This is a genomic window from Streptomyces sp. NPDC057694 (assembly GCF_042799415.1).
GTDB lineage: Bacteria > Actinomycetota > Actinomycetes > Streptomycetales > Streptomycetaceae > Streptomyces.
Genome location: NZ_JBHVIX010000010.1, coordinates 71,073 through 87,460 on the forward strand (window position 1 = coordinate 71,073; position 16,388 = coordinate 87,460).

At 71.9% G+C, this 16,388-nt stretch carries 13 protein-coding genes; 3 read left to right on the forward strand and 10 right to left on the reverse strand.

Features of this window, described 5'->3' with window-relative positions; translation table 11 throughout:
* Positions 1–144 precede the first annotated feature (144 nt).
* From ACFVDP_RS22425 to ACFVDP_RS22445, 5 genes are all read right to left on the reverse strand, one after another.
* Positions 145–2,274: a 3-hydroxyacyl-CoA dehydrogenase NAD-binding domain-containing protein gene (locus ACFVDP_RS22425; RefSeq protein WP_383492136.1), complete on the reverse strand. Its 2,130-nt coding sequence runs from the start codon at positions 2,272–2,274 to the stop codon at positions 145–147.
* Positions 2,271–3,488: a thiolase family protein gene (locus ACFVDP_RS22430; RefSeq protein WP_383492138.1), complete on the reverse strand. Its 1,218-nt coding sequence runs from the start codon at positions 3,486–3,488 to the stop codon at positions 2,271–2,273. The genes ACFVDP_RS22425 and ACFVDP_RS22430 overlap by 4 nt, the downstream gene beginning before the upstream one ends.
* Positions 3,489–3,848: 360 nt before the next feature.
* On the reverse strand, positions 3,849–5,159 hold the full coding sequence (locus ACFVDP_RS22435; protein ID WP_383492141.1) for an HRDC domain-containing protein: 1,311 nt from the start codon (positions 5,157–5,159) through the stop codon (positions 3,849–3,851).
* A 109-nt stretch (positions 5,160–5,268) separates the two neighbouring features.
* Entirely contained in the window at positions 5,269–5,931 is a 663-nt protein-coding gene (locus ACFVDP_RS22440; RefSeq protein WP_019073943.1) for a response regulator transcription factor, read from the reverse strand.
* Positions 5,932–6,180: 249 nt separating this feature from the next.
* On the reverse strand, positions 6,181–6,834 hold the full coding sequence (locus ACFVDP_RS22445) for a DUF3000 domain-containing protein (protein WP_383492144.1): 654 nt from the start codon (positions 6,832–6,834) through the stop codon (positions 6,181–6,183).
* Positions 6,835–7,013: 179 nt separating this feature from the next.
* Here ACFVDP_RS22445 and hemE point away from each other — a divergent pair, with 179 nt between their 5' ends.
* Positions 7,014–8,093, forward strand: coding sequence for a uroporphyrinogen decarboxylase (gene hemE, locus ACFVDP_RS22450; protein WP_383492147.1), 1,080 nt, complete (start codon positions 7,014–7,016; stop codon positions 8,091–8,093).
* A 29-nt stretch (positions 8,094–8,122) separates the two neighbouring features.
* On the opposite strand, the gene ACFVDP_RS22455 is transcribed toward hemE, so the two are convergent.
* Positions 8,123–9,508, reverse strand: coding sequence for an FAD-dependent oxidoreductase (locus ACFVDP_RS22455; protein ID WP_383492150.1), 1,386 nt, complete (start codon positions 9,506–9,508; stop codon positions 8,123–8,125).
* 27 nt (positions 9,509–9,535) lie between these two features.
* Positions 9,536–10,525, reverse strand: a complete 990-nt coding sequence (locus tag ACFVDP_RS22460; RefSeq protein ID WP_383492153.1) for a DUF4349 domain-containing protein — start codon at positions 10,523–10,525, stop codon at positions 9,536–9,538.
* 143 nt (positions 10,526–10,668) lie between these two features.
* Here ACFVDP_RS22460 and hemG point away from each other — a divergent pair, with 143 nt between their 5' ends.
* Together hemG and hemQ are read left to right on the forward strand one after the other, a co-directional pair.
* Positions 10,669–12,195, forward strand: coding sequence for a protoporphyrinogen oxidase (hemG, locus tag ACFVDP_RS22465; protein ID WP_383492156.1), 1,527 nt, complete (start codon positions 10,669–10,671; stop codon positions 12,193–12,195).
* Between the two features lie 5 nt (positions 12,196–12,200).
* Complete coding sequence (gene hemQ / locus ACFVDP_RS22470; RefSeq protein ID WP_018535538.1) at positions 12,201–12,938, forward strand: hydrogen peroxide-dependent heme synthase; 738 nt, start codon at positions 12,201–12,203, stop codon at positions 12,936–12,938.
* Positions 12,939–13,033: 95 nt separating this feature from the next.
* On the opposite strand, the gene ACFVDP_RS22475 is transcribed toward hemQ, so the two are convergent.
* The 3 genes from ACFVDP_RS22475 to ACFVDP_RS22485 form a co-directional block, all read right to left on the reverse strand.
* Positions 13,034–14,614 carry an alpha/beta hydrolase gene (locus ACFVDP_RS22475; protein ID WP_383492159.1) on the reverse strand — a complete coding sequence of 527 codons (1,581 nt, stop codon included), beginning with the start codon at positions 14,612–14,614 and terminating at the stop codon, positions 13,034–13,036.
* A 69-nt stretch (positions 14,615–14,683) separates the two neighbouring features.
* The gene (locus tag ACFVDP_RS22480) at positions 14,684–15,463 is read right to left on the reverse strand and encodes a TIGR04222 domain-containing membrane protein (protein WP_383492162.1); all 780 of its coding nucleotides are present in this window, start codon (positions 15,461–15,463) and stop codon (positions 14,684–14,686) included.
* A gap of 59 nt (positions 15,464–15,522) precedes the next feature.
* Positions 15,523–16,329 (reverse strand): DUF4142 domain-containing protein, encoded by an 807-nt coding sequence (locus ACFVDP_RS22485; RefSeq protein ID WP_383492165.1) that lies wholly within the window; start codon positions 16,327–16,329, stop codon positions 15,523–15,525.
* Between the last annotated feature and the right edge of the window lie 59 nt (positions 16,330–16,388).

Here is a 16,388-nt window from a genome sequence, read left to right on the forward strand (position 1 = left end):
CTCAGCCTGGCGGAGATGAGGGTGCTTTTGCTGGGGGGGGGGGGGGGCCCCCCCGCGACCAGCCACGACGAAACCCCCGGCCGAAAACGGCGATGGCCGCCCCCACGCACATGGGAACGGCCACCGTCGAAGAGGCGAGAAGGGTTACGCGGGGACGGACGCGACGCCCGCCTCCAGGAACGGCTTGCCGTTCACCCGCTGGGAGACGCCCTCACGGTCCAGGTACGGCGTGATGCCGCCCAGGTGGAAGGGCCAGCCGGCGCCCGTGATCAGGCACAGGTCGATGTCCTGCGCCTCGGCGACGACACCCTCGTCGAGCATGAGCCCGATCTCCTGGGCGACGGCGTCGAGCACCCGGTCGCGGACCTGCTCCTCGGTGAGGACGACATCGCCCTGCTTGAGGAGCGCGGCGACCTCGGGGTCCAGCTCCGGCTTGCCGGAGTCGTAGACGTAGAAGCCGCGCTTGCCCGCCTTGACGACGGCCGCGAGGTTCGGGGACACCGTGAAGCGCTCCGGGAAGGCGCGGTTCAGGGTCTCCGAGACGTGCAGACCGATGGCCGGGCCGACCAGTTCGAGGAGGACCAGCGGCGACATCGGCAGGCCGAGGGGCTCCACCGCCTTCTCCGCCACCTCCACCGGAGTGCCCTCGTCGATGACGTTCTGGATCTCGCCCATGAAGCGGGTCAGGATGCGGTTCACGACGAACGCCGGGGCGTCCTTCACGAGCACAGCCGTCTTCTTCAGCTTCTTGGCGACACCGAACGCCGTGGCCAGGGCCGCGTCATCGGTCTGCTCGCCGCGCACGATCTCCAGGAGCGGGAGGATCGCGACCGGGTTGAAGAAGTGGAAGCCGACGACCCGCTCGGGGTGCTTCAGCTTCGACGCCATCTCGGTGATCGACAGCGACGAGGTGTTCGTGGCGAGGATCGCGTGCGCCGGGACGACGGCCTCGACCTCGGCGAACACCTGCTGCTTGACGCCGATCTCCTCGAAGACGGCCTCGATGACGAAGTCGGCGTCGGAGAAGCCCTCCGCCTTGTCGAGCACGCCGGAGACGAGCCCCTTCAGGCGGTTGGCCTTGTCCTGGTTGACGCGGCCCTTGCCGAGCAGCTTGTCGATCTCGGCGTGGACGTAGCCCACACCCTTGTCGACGCGCTCCTGGTCGATGTCGGTCAGCACGACCGGCACCTCGAGGCGGCGCAGGAAGAGCAGCGCGAGCTGCGAGGCCATCAGACCCGCACCCACGACGCCGACCTTGGTGACCGGGCGCGCCAGGTTCTTGTCCGGGGCGCCGGCGGGGCGCTTGGCGCGCTTCTGCACCAGGTTGAACGAGTAGATGCCGGCGCGCAGTTCGCCGCCCATGATGAGGTCCGCGAGGGCCTTGTCCTCGGCGTCGAACCCGGCCTGGAGGTCCCCGCTCTTCGCGGCGGCGATGATCTCCAGCGCGCGGTACGCGGCCGGGGCCGCGCCGTGCACCTTGGAGTCGGCGATGAACTTGCCGCGCGCGACGGCCTGGTCCCAGGCCTCACCGCGGTCGACGTCCGGACGCTCGACCTTGACGTCGCCCTTCAGCACCTGAGCGGTCCAGATCAGCGACTGCTCCAGGAAGTCGGCGCCCTCGAAGATCGCGTCGGCGATCCCCAGCTCGTGCACCTTCTTGCCGTTGAGCTGCCTGTTCTGGTTGAGCGAGTTCTCGATGATCACCGAGACGGCCTTGTCGGCACCGATCAGGTTCGGCAGCAGTGCGCAGCCGCCCCAGCCGGGGACCAGACCGAGGAAGACCTCGGGCAGCGAGAACGCGGGGAGCGCCTTGGAGACGGTGCGGTACGCGCAGTGCAGACCGACCTCGACGCCACCGCCCATCGCGGCACCGTTGTAGTACGCGAACGTCGGCACGGCGAGACCCGAGAGGCGCTTGAAGACCTCGTGGCCGCCCTTGCCGATGGCGAGCGCGTCGTCGTGGTTCTTCAGCAGCTCGACGCCCTTGAGGTCGGCGCCGACCGCGAAGATGAACGGCTTGCCCGTGATGCCGACACCGACGATGTCGCCGTCGGCCGCCTCCTTCTCGACCTGGTCGATGGCGACGTTGAGGTTCGCCAGCGAGCCGGGACCGAAGGTGGTCGGCTTGGTGTGGTCGAAGCCGTTGTCCAGCGTGATCAGCGCGAACCGACCGGCGCCGTACGGCAGTTCCAGGTGGCGTACGTGCGCGGAGGTGACGACCTCACCCGGGAACAGCTCGGCCGCACCCTTCAAAAGCTCAGCGGTGGTGCTCACTTGTCCCCCTCGAAGTGCGGGTTTTCCCAGATGACCGTCGCGCCCATGCCGAAGCCGACGCACATGGTGGTGATGCCGTAGCGGACTTCCGGCTGCTCCTCGAACTGCCGGGCCAGCTGGGTCATCAGCCGCACACCGGAGGAGGCCAGCGGGTGGCCGTAGGCGATGGCGCCGCCGTACTGGTTGACGCGCGGGTCGTCGTCGGCGATGCCGTAGTGGTCGAGCAGAGCGAGCACCTGGACGGCGAACGCCTCGTTGATCTCGAACAGGCCGATGTCCTCGATCGACAGGCCGGCCTTGGCGAGGGCCTTCTCCGTGGCCGGGATCGGGCCGTAGCCCATGACCTCCGGCTCGACGCCCACGAAGGCGTACGAGACGAGGCGCATCTTGACCGGGAGGTTGTTCTCGCGGGCGAAGTCCTCGGAAGCGAGGAGCGAGGCCGTGGCGCCGTCGTTCAGACCGGCGGCGTTACCTGCGGTGACGCGACCGTGCGTGCGGAACGGCGTCTTGAGACCGGCCAGGTTCTCGATCGTGGTGCCCGGGCGCATCGGCTCGTCGGCGGTGACGAGACCCCAACCGGTCTCGCCCACCTCGGCGTTGGTGTTGCGCACCGAGATCGGGACCAGGTCCTGCTGGATCTTCCCGTCCGCGTACGCCTTCGCCGCCTTCTCCTGCGAGCGCACGGCGTATTCGTCGGCGCGCTGCTTGGTGATCTGCGGGTAGCGGTCGTGCAGGTTCTCCGCGGTCATACCCATGAACAGGGCGGACTCGTCGACGAGCTTCTCGCTGACGAAGCGCGGGTTCGGGTCGACGCCCTCGCCCATGGGGTGGCGGCCCATGTGCTCGACGCCACCGGCGATGACGGCGTCGTACGCGCCGAACGCGATGGAGCCGGCCGTGCTGGTGACCGCCGTGAGCGCACCGGCGCACATACGGTCGATGGAGTAGCCCGGGACCGACTGCGGCAGCCCGGCGAGGATGCCCGCCGTGCGGCCCAGGGTCAGGCCCTGGTCGCCGATCTGCGTGGTCGCGGCGATGGCGACCTCGTCGATCCTGGCCGGGTCCAGGTTCGGGTTGCGGCGCAGCAGCTCCCGGATGGACTTCACGACGAGGTCGTCGGCGCGGGTCTCGTGGTAGATGCCCTTCGGGCCCGCCTTGCCGAACGGGGTGCGGACGCCGTCGACGAAGACGACGTCCCTGACGGTACGAGGCACGATGGCTCTCCTCCAAGATGCGGGACGGCACTGCCGCGGCGCGCGACTGAGCGCGCGCTCACTCCCTCATGCTACTTGCGGGTAACCATGCTGCCCAGTCCCCCCGGCCGGAGCGGCGAACGTCACATTGCGGGGTGGGTCGTCCGGGGGTGGGGTCGGTGGGGCTGCCGCGCCGTTCGCCGGTTCGTCTGCCGGGTGCGCTTTCGTTCGCGACTGCGGGCCGGTGGCCGCTTCTCGCGCAGTTCCCCGCGCCCCTGAAGCGAGCTTCGCTCGCTCAGGGGAAGGCGCGCGTAGCGCATGCCTTCAGGGGCGCGGGGAACTGCGCGACCAGCCACGACGAGAGCCGCGGCCGACGACGGATCAGGCGTGAGCGGTGGACAGGGCCGTCACCAGCACCGGGGTGACCTGCTCGATCTGCCAGCGCCGCGCCCCGTGCCCGGCCAGCGCGGCGGAAACGGAGTCGACGTCCACCGAGGACGGCGGCTCCCAGCAGACCCGCCGCACGGTGTCCGGAGTGATCAGGTTCTCCTGCGGCATGTTCAGGGTCTCGGCGAGCGCCGTCACCCCGGCCCGCGCCGCGGACAGCCGCGCCGCGGCGGCCGGGTCCTTGTCGGCCCAGGCGCGCGGCGGCGGCGGACCGGCGACCGGCTGTCCGGGCTGCGGCAGCTCCGACTCGGGCAGCTCCCGTACCCGGTCCACGGCGGCCTGCCACTGCTCCAGCTGCCGCCGGCCCATCCGGTGCCCGAACCCGGGCAGCGCCGAGAGGGCCTGCACGTTCAGCGGAATCGCGAGCGCGGCCTCGACGATCGCCCCGTCACCCAGCACCTTGCCCGGCGAGACGTCGCGCCGCTGGGCGACCTTGTCCCGCGCGGTCCACAGCTCCCGTACGACGGCCATCTGCCGACGGCGCCGCACCTTGTGCATGCCGGAGGTCCGCCGCCACGGGTCCTTGCGCGGCGGCGCGGGCGGCGCGGAGGCGATCGCGTCGAACTCCTCGTGGGCCCATTCGAGCTTGCCCTGCCGGTCGAGCTCCTTCTCCAGGGCGTCGCGCAGGTCGACGAGGAGCTCCACGTCGAGCGCGGCGTAGCGCAGCCAGGGCTCGGGCAGCGGCCGCGTCGACCAGTCGACCGCGGAGTGCCCCTTCTCCAGTACGTAGCCCAGCACGTTCTCGACCATGGCGCCCAGGCCCACGCGCGGGAACCCGGCGAGCCGTCCGGCCAGCTCGGTGTCGAAGAGCCGCGAGGGGCGCATGCCTATTTCGCGCAGGCACGGCAGGTCCTGGGTGGCGGCGTGCAGATCCCATTCGGCGTCGGCGAGCGCGTCGCCGAGGGAGGAGAGGTCGGGGCAGCCGACGGGGTCGATGAGCGCGGTGCCCGCACCCTCGCGGCGCAGCTGCACGAGATACGCGCGCTGCCCGTAGCGATACCCGGACGCGCGCTCGGCGTCGACGGCCACCGGTCCTGTGCCCCCGGCGAAGGCCGCGACGACGTCGGCCAGCGCGGCCGGGTCGGCGATCACCTCGGGGATGCCCTCACGAGGTTCGAGCAGGGGGACCGGTGCCCCGTCAGCAGTGACGTCGGTTTCCGGAGTATGGGGCGTCTGCGGCTGCCGCCGCGGGTCTCCGGTGGTGCGCAGTGAGCTGTCTGCTGCGGTTTCTTGGGCGTCGGTCACCTGTCAAGGGTATCTGTGAACGGACGGCGCCCGTCGACGGAACGTTCCGTCGACGGGCGCCGAAGGTGCGTAAACCGGAAAGATCCGGCCAGCTGGCGAAAGGGGAGGTTCAGTGAATGATTCCGGTCCGGAGGGCGACCGCCACCATCCCGGCACGGTCACCCGTGCCGAGCTTGCGGGCGATCCGGGCGAGGTGGCTCTTGACGGTCAGGGCGGACAGGCCCATCGAGACTCCGATGGCCTTGTTCGACTGACCCTCGGCGACGAGCCGGAGCACCTCGACCTCACGGCCGGAGAGCTCGCGGTAGCCGCCCGGGTGGCTCGGGGCACCCGGGGGGCGGCGGTGCATGCGGGCGGCAGCAGATCCGATCGGGGCGGCCCCGGGACGGGTCGGCAGGCCGACATTGGTGCGGGTGCCGGTGACGACATAGCCCTTGACGCCGCCTGCCAGGGCATTGCGTACGGCGCCGATGTCGTCGGCGGCGGAGAGGGCGAGGCCGTTGGGCCAGCCCGCGGCTCGGGTTTCGGAGAGAAGCGTCAGTCCGGATCCGTCGGGCAGGTGGACGTCGGCGACGCAGATGTCACGGGGGTTGCCGATGCGGGGACGAGCCTCTGCGACGGACGAGGCCTCGATCACGTCGCGTACACCGAGCGCCCACAGGTGGCGGGTGACGGTGGAGCGTACGCGCGGATCGGCCACGACGACCATCGCGGTCGGCTTGTTCGGGCGGTAGGCGACCAGGCTTGCGGGCTGCTCGAGGAGAACGGACACCAGGCCTCCTGGGGTGCGGGACGGAGCCGGCTCGGGGTGAAGCCGGGACGAACCGTGCTTTCAAGGTCACTGAGGTCTTCGGCAGCAAACCCGCCCGCCTTTAGAGAAAGATCACGATTTGGTGAGTAACAATTCACGCAATTCGGACAAGCGCTCGATCATCCGAAGATCGAACCGAATCGATTCGCCCGGACAGCGGACATGCGAGAGGGGCGGCACGGCCTATGCGGCCGAAAACCGCCCCTCGAATCAGTGTGTCTGGGGACCCCTGCGCTGCGGCAGCGTCACGACCGCGCCGTCCGTGCCCTGCGGCCCGGCCGGAGCGGGCGGCAGTCCCGCGAGCTGGCACAGCAGCTCGCACCACGCGGCCAGGTGCGCCGCCGTGTCCGGGACCCCGCCCCGGCCCTCGCGCGGCGTCCACGACGCGCGGATCTCGATCTGTGAGGCGGCGGGCCGGTCACCGATCCCGCCGAAGTAGTGCGAGCTGGCCCGGGTGACCGTGCCCGACGGCTCCCCGTAGGACAGCCCCCTGGAGCGGAGCGCGCCGGTCAGCCACGACCAGCACACGTCGGGGAGCAGCGGATCGGCCGCCATCTCCGGTTCCAGTTCCGCGCGGACCAGCGTCACCAGGCGGAACGTGCCGTGCCATGCCTCGTGCCCCGCCGGGTCGTGCAGCAGCACCAGACGGCCGTCGGCCAGTGCCTCCGCATCGTCCGCGTCGGGGCCCGGCTCAATGACCGCTGCCTCCAGCGCGTACGCGAAAGGAGCCAGACGCTGGGGCGGGCGCGTCGGGTCGATCTCGATCTCCGGGCGCAGCCGTGCGGCGCGCAGGGCGTCGACCGCCGTGCGGAAGGCAAGGGGAGCAGCGGGCGCCGTGTCGTCCTTCTTCTGTGCAGCGTTCATGTCCCGAGCGTTCTGCCCGTCCCTCACTGATTCACTCATCCTGTAGGCGTCGTCCGCGTACGAGTCCCGGCCGCGGCCATGCGGGGAAGGTTAAGGGGAACGAACGCCGGGTGCGGGTAGGGACACCCTGCGCCGACGCCGTTCCCGGGGTGACGCGCGGGCGTGCGAAACTCTCCGGTGTGAGTGCCAACACCGAGGCCACGGGCCAGCAGCCGTCAGCGACGACCGACGCAGTCAAGGATTCAGCCTTCCTGAAGGCATGCAGGCGCGAGCCTGTGCCGCACACCCCGGTGTGGTTCATGCGTCAGGCCGGCCGGTCGCTGCCCGAGTACCACAAGGTCCGTGAGGGCATCCCGATGCTGGAGTCGTGCACGCGGCCCGAGCTGGTCGCCGAGATCACGATGCAGCCGGTGCGCCGCCACAAGGTCGACGCGGCCATCTACTTCAGCGACATCGTCGTGCCGCTCAAGGCCATCGGCGTCGACCTCGACATCAAGCCCGGTGTCGGCCCGGTCGTCGCGAACCCGATCCGCAGCCGCGCCGACCTGGCCCAGCTGCGCGATCTGACCCCGGACGACGTCTGGTACGTCACCGAGGCCATGGGGCTGCTCACCGCCGAGCTGGGCCCGACGCCGCTCATCGGTTTCGCCGGCGCGCCGTTCACCCTCGCCAGCTACCTCGTCGAGGGCGGCCCGTCCCGCAACCACGAGCACACCAAGGCGCTCATGTACGGCGACCCGCAGCTGTGGGCCGACCTGCTGGACCGGCTCGCCGAGATCACCTCCGCGTTCCTGAAGGTGCAGATCGAGGCCGGCGCGAGCGCCGTGCAGCTCTTCGACTCGTGGGTCGGCGCGCTCTCGCCCGCCGACTACCGCCGCTCCGTCATGCCCGCCTCCGAGAAGGTCTTCCGGTCGGTGGCGCACTACGGCGTACCGCGCATCCACTTCGGTGCCGGCACCGGTGAGCTGCTCGGTCTCATGGGCGAGGCCGGCGCGGACGTCGTCGGCGTCGACTGGCGCGTCCCGCTCGACGAGGCCGCGCGCCGCGTCGGCCCCGGCAAGGCGCTCCAGGGCAACATCGATCCGGCCATCCTCTTCGCCACCCCCGAGGCGGTCGAGGAGAAGGCGCGCGAGGTGCTGGACGCCGCCGCCGGCCTGGAAGGCCACATCTTCAACCTCGGACACGGCGTCCTGCCGAGCACCGACCCGGACGCGCTGACCCGGCTCGTCGAGTACGTCCACACGCAGACCGCCCGCTAGAGCAGCGAGCCAGACGGACGCGGCGGGCGTCAGCCGCCCGCGCGTACCGCCGCGACCGCCTTGCGCGCCGCCACCAGCACCGGATCCCAGACCGGTGAGAACGGTGGCGCGTATCCCAGGTCGAGCGCCGTCATCTGCTCCACCGTCATCCCGGCGGTCAGCGCGACCGCGGCCACGTCGACCCGCTTCGCGGCGCCCTCCCGGCCCACGATCTGCACGCCGAGCAGTCGCCCGGTGCGCCGCTCGGCCAGCATCTTGACCGTCATCGGCGCGGCCCCCGGGTAGTAGCCCGCGCGGCTCGTCGACTCGACGGTGGCCGTCACGTACTGGAGTCCGGCCCGCCGGGCGTCCTTCTCGCGCAGCCCGGTTCTGGCGATCTCCAGGTCGCACACCTTGCTGACGGCCGTGCCGACGACGCCCGGGAACGTGGCGTACCCGCCGCCCACGTTCGACCCGATGACCTGCCCGTGCTTGTTCGCGTGCGTGCCGAGCGCGATGTGCCGCTCGCGCCGCGACACCAGGTCGAGCACCTCGACGCAGTCGCCGCCCGCCCAGACGACCCCGCCCGCCTCGGGCCCGCGCACCCGCATCGCCAAGTCCGTGAGCAGGCCGCCGTGTTCACCGAGCGGCAGCCCGGCGGCCCGCGCCAGCGTCGTCTCGGGGCGTACGCCGATGCCCAGGACCACGACGTCCGCGGGGAATTCGGCGTCCCGCGTGACGACGGCCCGTACCCGCCCGTCGTCCCCGGTGCGGATCTCCGTCACCTCGGCGTCGTCGACCATGGTGATGCCCATGCCGGTCATGGCCTCGTGCACCAGGCGCCCCATGTCCGCGTCGAGCGTGGACATCGGCTCGGCGCCCCGGTTGACCACGGTCACCTCGTAGCCCCGGTTGAGCAGGGCCTCGGCCATCTCGACGCCGATGTACCCGGCGCCGACGACCACGGCCCTGCGCCCCGAAGTTTCCCGGAGGGCATCGAGCAGCGCCTGCCCGTCGTCGAGGGTCTGCACCCCGTGCACCCCGGCGGCGTCGATGCCGGGCAGCTCCGGGCGGACCGGCCGGGCGCCCGTCGCGATCACGAGCTTGTCGTACGGCGTCCAGGACTCGGCCCCGCTGCCGAGGTCCCGGGAGCGCACCCGCCGCTCCCGGAGGTCCAGCTCCACCACCTCGGTCCGCATCCGCAGATCGATGTCGCGGGCCCGGTGCTCCTCGGGGGAGCGGGCGATCAACTCGTCGCGCTCGTCGACCTGTCCGCCCACCCAGTACGGGATCCCGCACGCCGAGTACGAGGTGAAGTGCCCCCGCTCGAACGCCACGATCTCCAGCTCGTCCGGGCCCCGGAGGCGGCGTGCCTGGGACGCGGCGGACATGCCCGCCGCGTCGCCGCCGATCACCACAAGTCGCTCAGCAGTCATGGGCCCACGCTACGTGGATCACCCGGGTCAGTCCTGCTCACCCGCCTCGGGCCGGGGGTGCGCGGGCAGCGGGCCGAGCGCCGAGCGGACCGGCTCCGGCGCGGGCCGCTTCGGCAGCCGCGGCCGGACCACCCGCACCCACACCAGCACCAGCAGCGCCACCAGGGCCGCGAACGGCAGCACGGCCGCGAGCACGATCGCGACCCACTTCAGGAACGTCACGAAGGCGCCCCAGCCGCCGGACAGGGCATCGAGGAACCCGGGCCCGTCGTCCCCGCCGCGCGCCGCGGCCGGGGCCGGGGCCTCGGTCAACTTCAGCGTGATCGTCGCCATCGTGGTGCGGTCCTTCAGGGACGCCTGCTGTGCGAGCAGCGCCTCCAGCTCGGACTCGCGGCTGCTCAGCTCGCCCTCCAGGGCCACGATGTCGCTCAACTTCGTCGCCCGGTCCATGAGTTCCCGTACGCGTGCCACGCTGGCCCGCTGCGACTTGACCCTGCTGTCGACGTCCACGACCTGGTCGGTGACGTCCTTGGCGCTCTGGTTCCGGGACAGCAGGCGGCCGGTTCCGGCTAGTTGGCCGATCACCTCCTCGTACGACTCCTGCGGAACCCGCAGAGTGACCCGGGTGCGTTCGTGCCCGTGCCCGTCGCGGTCGGTCGTCTCGTCGCCGACATAGCCGCCCGCGCCCTCGGCGGCGGTGCGCGCCGTGTCGAGCGCGTCCGGCACGTCCTTGACACGGACCGAGAGGGAGGCGGTACGGATGATGTGCGTACCGGTGAGCTTCGGCGACTTCGTCGTTTTCGCGCCTTCCTTGCCGCTGGTTTCGGCCGCGCCGCCGCCCGCGGCCCTGGAGTCCGCGTCGCCCCCCGCGTCGGCCCGCACGCCGGACTTGGCGTTGTCCCCGCCGGACGACGAGCCCGCACCCGAGCAGCCGGTCAGCGCCAGGGCCGCGGCGAGCAGCAGCGGAGCCAGGATGTGCGGCGCTCGCCGCAGTGTGGTCGAACCGGAAACCTGCATGGACGTACCCCCCAGAGAAATGCCGATCGTCGGACGCCTCCTTCGACGCGCGAGTGAGCCATTCGGTGATTGCCGGGCGGCGGCGAACCGGTAACGGTCGGGACTCGACGGAGACGGCCGTCCGTTCTGAGAGAGTGGGATACATGCGCGAAGCGGACACACGTACGGAAACAGAGACCGTCAGGGACGTCCTGGTGATCGGTGGTGGCATCACGGGCCTGGCGGCCGCCCATCGATTGCTCGACCGGGACCCCGGTGTCCGGGTCACGGTCCTGGAGAGCTCCCAGCGGCTCGGCGGCAAACTGCGCGCGGGCGAGATCGCCGGCGCGCGGGTCGACCTCGGCGCCGAGTCGATGCTGGCCCGCCGCCCCGAGGCCGTGGGCCTCGCCAAGGAGGTCGGCCTCGGGGACCGCCTCCAGCCGCCGTCGACCGCGACCGCCTCGATCTGGACCCGCGACGCCCTGCGGCCCATGCCCAAGGGTCACGTCATGGGCGTCCCCGGCACGGCCGACGCGCTCGCCGGGGTCCTCTCCGACGAGGGCCTCGCCCGCATCGCGCAGGACGCCGACCTCCCGCCCACCCCGATCGGCGACGACATCGCCGTCGGCAGTTACGTCGCGGCGCGGCTCGGCCGCGAGGTCGTCGACCGCCTCGTCGAACCCCTGCTCGGCGGCGTGTACGCGGGCGACGCCTACCGCATCTCGCTGCGCAGCGCGGTCCCGCAGCTCTTCGAGGAGGCCCGCCGCCACACGTCGCTGACGGCGGCCGTCCGCGCGATCCAGGCCCGCACCCCGCAGCCCGGAGACCGGCCCGCCCCGGTCTTCATGGGCATCGAGGGCGGCATCGGCACCCTTCCGGAAGCGGTCGCGCGATCGGTCCGGGAAAGGGGCGGCGAGATCGTGTTCGGAGAGCGCGCGGTGCAGCTGGGGGCGCGGGGAACCGCGCGCTCAGCCACCCACGACGATCACCCGACGACACCGCACCGGCCCCAATGGCGACTGGTCACGGAATCGGGCCGCACCTTCCACGCCCCCCAAGTGATCATCGCCCTCCCGGCGACCGCGGCGGCCCGCGTCCTGCGCACCGCTTCCCCGAACGCCGCCCAGGAACTCCGGGCGATCGAGTACGCGAGCATGGCCCTGATCACGCTGGCGTACCGCACGAGCGAGGCCGGCCTGCCGCCCGGCAGCGGATTCCTCGTACCCCCCGTCGACGGCCGCACCATCAAGGCCGCCACCTTCGCCTCGCACAAGTGGGGCTGGATCGCCGACGCCAACCCCGACCTGCGCATCGTGCGGACCTCGGTCGGCCGGTACGGCGACGACAAGGACCTGGCCCGCGACGACGCCGACCTCGTCGGCATCGCCCGCCACGACCTGCGCGAGGCCACCGGCCTGACCGCCACCCCCGTCGACGCCCACGTCACACGCTGGCAGGACGGCCTGCCCCAGTACCCCGTCGGCCACGCGGACCGCGTCACCCGCGTCCGCGAGCACATCGGGCGGCTGCCCGGTGTCGCCGTGTGCGGTGCCGCGTACGACGGCGTCGGCATCCCGGCGTGCATCGCGAGCGCGTACGCGGCCGTGGACGAGGTGCGCGGGGACACCGACGCCCGCGAGGAGCTGAAGGCGAACCCGGTGCAGAGCCTGCACGGCGGCGCGGGAGAATAAGAGACATGAGCGACGAGAACACCACCCCCGACGCGGCGGCAGCCCGTATCCCGAACAAGGGCAAGTTGGCGAAGGACCTCAACGAGGCGATCCGCTACACGCTCTGGTCGGTCTTCAAGCTGAAGGACGTCCTCCCGGAGGACCGGGCCGGGTACGCCGACGAGGTCCAGGAGCTGTTCGACCAGCTCGCCGCGAAGGACATCACGGTCCGCGGCACGTACGACGTGTCGGGTCTGCGCGCCGACGCCGACCTCATGATCTGGTGGCACGCGGAGACCTCCGACGAGCTGCAGGAGGCCTACAACCTCTTCCGCCGCACGAAGCTGGGCCGCGCTCTGGAGCCGGTCTGGTCGAACATGGCGCTGCACCGCCCCGCCGAGTTCAACCGCTCGCACATCCCGGCGTTCCTCGCCGACGAGACGCCGCGCAACTACGTCTCGGTCTACCCGTTCGTGCGCTCCTACGACTGGTACCTGCTGCCCGACGACGAGCGGCGCAAGATGCTCGCCGATCACGGCAAGATGGCGCGCGGGTTCGCCGACGTGCGGGCCAACACCGTCGCCTCGTTCTCGCTCGGCGACTACGAGTGGATTCTCGCGTTCGAGGCCGATGAGCTGTACCGCATCGTCGACCTCATGCGGCATCTGCGGGCTTCCGAGGCCCGGCGGCATGTTCGTGAAGAGGTGCCGTTCTACACCGGGCGCCGTAAGTCCGTCGCGGAGCTTGTTGCCGGGCTTGCCTAGGCAGATCAAGCCCCTCCGGCGATTGAGGAGCGGGGTCCGGGGCGGAGCCCCGCGACCTCAGCCCACGCGCCGGAGGAGCTTGGCCGAGCAGGGCGTCAGCGCAGCGGCGTCGGTTCGGCGTGGGCCGCACAGGCAGCCGCGCGCTCGCCCGGCACCCGGCCCTCCAGCACGTACGTGTCGAAATAGCCGTTGACGCAGGCGTTGGCGCCGCCGCCGATGCCGTGCGTGCCGGCGTTCTTCTCCGTCACCAGTGCCGAACCGGCGATCCGCCGGTGCAGTTCCCTCGCGCCCGTGTACGGGGTCGCCGCGTCCCGTTCGGCGGCGAGGATCAGGGTCGGCGGCAGTTCACCGGGCGCCGTCCGCACGTCGAGCGGGTGCCGGCGGGGTGTCGACCAGTAGGCGCACGGCAGGTTCATCCACGCGTTGTCCCACGTCTCGAACGGCGCCTTCTTCGCGAGCGCCGTGTTGTCGCGGTCCCAGACGCGGAAGTCGGTGGGCCAGGGCGCGTCGTTGCACTCGACGGCCGTGTAGACGGCGGTGCCGTTCTCGTTCTCCTGCTCGGCGCGCGCGCCCGACGGTGGTGTGGCCTGGCCGATCAACGGCTTCGGGTTGCCCTTCAGGTACTCGGACAGCGCCGTGGCCCGCATCGGCCAGTAGTCGTCGTAGTACCCGGCCTGGAGGAACGCCGACTGCAACTGCCCCGGACCGACCTTCTTGCCGGCCGGCTCGTGCGCCAGCTCCGCGCGCACCTTCTCGTACGAGCGCTGCACCTCCTCGGGGGTCGTGCCCAGGTGGTACGTCCTGTCGTGCTTGGCGACCCACGTCCGGAAGTCGCTCCAGCGCCGCTCGAACGCCGCGGACTGCTCCAGGTTGTTGCGGTACCAGATCCGCTCCGGCGCGGGATCGACCGCCGAGTCGAAGACCATGCGGCGCACGTGCGAGGGGAACAGCCGGGCGTACACCGCGCCGATGTACGTCCCGTACGAGGCACCCATGTACGTGAGTTTCCGCTCGCCCAGCGCGGCCCGCAGCACGTCCAGGTCACGGGCGTTGTCGAGCGTCGTGTAGTGCTCGATCCCCGGGTTCTTCGCACAGCCCGCCGCGTACGACCTGGCCTGCGCGACGCGCTCCTTCTTGTACGAGGCCGAAGGGTGCGTCGGCGACTGGGTCGGCGCCTTCGCGAAGCGCTTGGGGTCCTGGCAGGAGATCGGCGCCGAGCGGCCCACCCCGCGCGGCGCGTAGCCGACCAGGTCGTAGGCGGCGCCGATGCGCTTCCACTCCGGCATCTCGCCGGCCAGCGGGAAGTACATGCCGTTGCCGCCGGGACCGCCCGGGTTGAACACGAACGCGCCCTGCCGCTCGCTCTTCTTCCCGCGCGCGGCCACCCGGCTGACCGTCAGCCCGATCTGCTTCCCGGCCGGGTCCGCGTAGTCGAGCGGGACGGAGACGGTGCCGCAGCGCACCGAGTCCGGCAGATCCTCCACCTCGGGGCAGTCGCCCCAGGTGATGCCCGCGACGGCGGCCCTCGTCGCGGCGACCGTGACACCCGCCTGTTCCGGCGCGGCGGCGGGGCCGAGGGCAGGGGCGGGGGAGGGGACGGGCGCGGCGCTCGCACCGCCCAGCGCGGACAGGACCAACGATCCCGCGGCGGCGCAGAGGACGGACGTGGCTCGCATCGCGTGTCTCATATGCGGATACTTCGTGGGGTAGTTGGTGATGTAAAGCACCGGGTCGCCGGTGTCGGATCAATGACCCCGATGCGTCGCGGCCAGCGCGGCCCGCAACTGCGGATCGTCCACCGCGCGCAGCCCGCGCAGGGCGACCGCGACAAGGCTGCCCGCGGCCCCGGACCGCGCGGCGAGCAGTCGTTGCCCGACCGGCGACGCCCAGCGCGTGTACGGATGCACCTCGATCCGGGCGATGGCCAGACAGCTCAGGGTGAGCAGCAGCGGCAGCGCGAACCAGAGCGCCACCGGGGTCCGCTGCGCCTCGGTGCCCTCACCCGGGGTGAGCGTCGCGAGCGCGCCGAGCACCACCACCGCGACGGCCGCCGCCCGCACCTGCCGCACGGCGCCCGTGAGCGCCGAGCGGGCGGCGTCCGGGACCGCGAGGCCCGCCGCGACGAGTCCGTCGGCCAGCGCGCGCACCGCGTCGCCCGCGGCGGCTGCCGTCCGCAGCGCCGCCGTCCTGGACTGTCCCGCGGGGCCGATCGTGCCGAGCACGGAACGCTCCATGGCGTCCGTGCCCACCGGGTCGACGACCGTCGCCCAGCCGGTGTGCGCGAGCAGCAGACGGCGCCCGCGGGCCATCGACACCAGCGTCACGTCCACGACCCGCACCGGACCGCCGGACAGGAACGCCGTCTCGTACAGGGACAGTTCGTGGTCCGACAGGACGTGCGCGTCGGCCTGTTCGGTGCCCTCGGCGCGCTCGCCCTCGGCGGCGCGCACGGCCGCGAGGCACAGCCGTCCGCAGGAGACGGCGGCGGCCGCGCAGGCCAGGAGGAGGAACAGGACCCAGAACATGTGGTGTTTCTATGACAGGTGTTCGAGTTTCCGCTACGGCATATTCACTATGCGGACACTCATCGCCCGGCCGCGGAGCCGGACGCCGCCGGGCTGGACGCCGCGGGCGGCAGCGAATAGGTCGGCGACGGCGTGACGGGCGTCGCCGGGTCCGGGGACGAGGTCGGGCCCGGCGGGGCGGGGGAGCGGGTCCCGGGCGGCGGGCTCGCGGTGGCCGCATTTTGGGCCAGCGAGTCGAAGTCGACCAGGCCGGTCGCCTCCAGGACCTTCATGTGGTCCAGGACGGTGGTGTTGGCGTCGTCCGCGAGGTCGCGTACGAGCGTGTTGCGGGTCGAGGCGCGCACCTGGGCGACGAGCGCGAAGACCTGACCGTGTGCGCGGCGCAGGATGTTGGCGAACTTGCGCTCGTAGTCCAGGCCCTTCGCCGCGGTCAGCGTCCGCAGCCAGCCCTGCTGCTGAGGGTTGGGCTGGTTGGGCAGTTCGAGATGGAGCTGCGCCGCGACCTCGCGCACCCGCGCGTCCAGGAACGTGTGGCCCTGGACCAGGTGCTCGCCCGCCGTCTCGATCGCCTTCGTCGGGGCCCGCTCCTCGGCCTGCTGTCCCGCGGGCATCTCCCACAGCCCGGCGAGCCGCACCTTGGTGATGAAGAGACGGTCGGTCGCCGACAGCGGGCCGAACCTGGTCGGCACCGTCTGGGAGTTGAGCGTGTCCAGGCCGGTGGCCGACCGGTCCGCGTAGGACCAGATGGGAAAGGCGAGCGCGGCCAGGGTGGCCAGCAGCCCGGTGACGACGAGCGCGGTCCCGTTGAGACGGGGGCCGGTACGGGAGCCGGTACGGGTGCCGCGGATCGGCGAGAGCAGTCGCATGGTGCCTCCTGGTGCGGCACCGCACGCTAGTGCGCCCCGGGCGCGGAGTGCCGGGCATC

Excerpts from the sequence above, each read along its gene's own strand:
- ACFVDP_RS22460 (WP_383492153.1), bottom strand. The coding sequence starts at position 10,525 with ATGCAGGTTTCCGGTTCGACCACACTGCGGCGAGCGCCGCACATCCTG.
- ACFVDP_RS22445 (WP_383492144.1), bottom strand. The coding sequence starts at position 6,834 with ATGAACGCTGCACAGAAGAAGGACGACACGGCGCCCGCTGCTCCCCTT.
- hemG (WP_383492156.1), top strand. The coding sequence starts at position 10,669 with ATGCGCGAAGCGGACACACGTACGGAAACAGAGACCGTCAGGGACGTC.
- hemQ (WP_018535538.1), top strand. The coding sequence starts at position 12,201 with ATGAGCGACGAGAACACCACCCCCGACGCGGCGGCAGCCCGTATCCCG.
- ACFVDP_RS22475 (WP_383492159.1), bottom strand. The coding sequence starts at position 14,614 with ATGCGAGCCACGTCCGTCCTCTGCGCCGCCGCGGGATCGTTGGTCCTG.
- ACFVDP_RS22455 (WP_383492150.1), bottom strand. The coding sequence starts at position 9,508 with ATGACTGCTGAGCGACTTGTGGTGATCGGCGGCGACGCGGCGGGCATG.
- ACFVDP_RS22485 (WP_383492165.1), bottom strand. The coding sequence starts at position 16,329 with ATGCGACTGCTCTCGCCGATCCGCGGCACCCGTACCGGCTCCCGTACC.
- ACFVDP_RS22480 (WP_383492162.1), bottom strand. The coding sequence starts at position 15,463 with ATGTTCTGGGTCCTGTTCCTCCTCCTGGCCTGCGCGGCCGCCGCCGTC.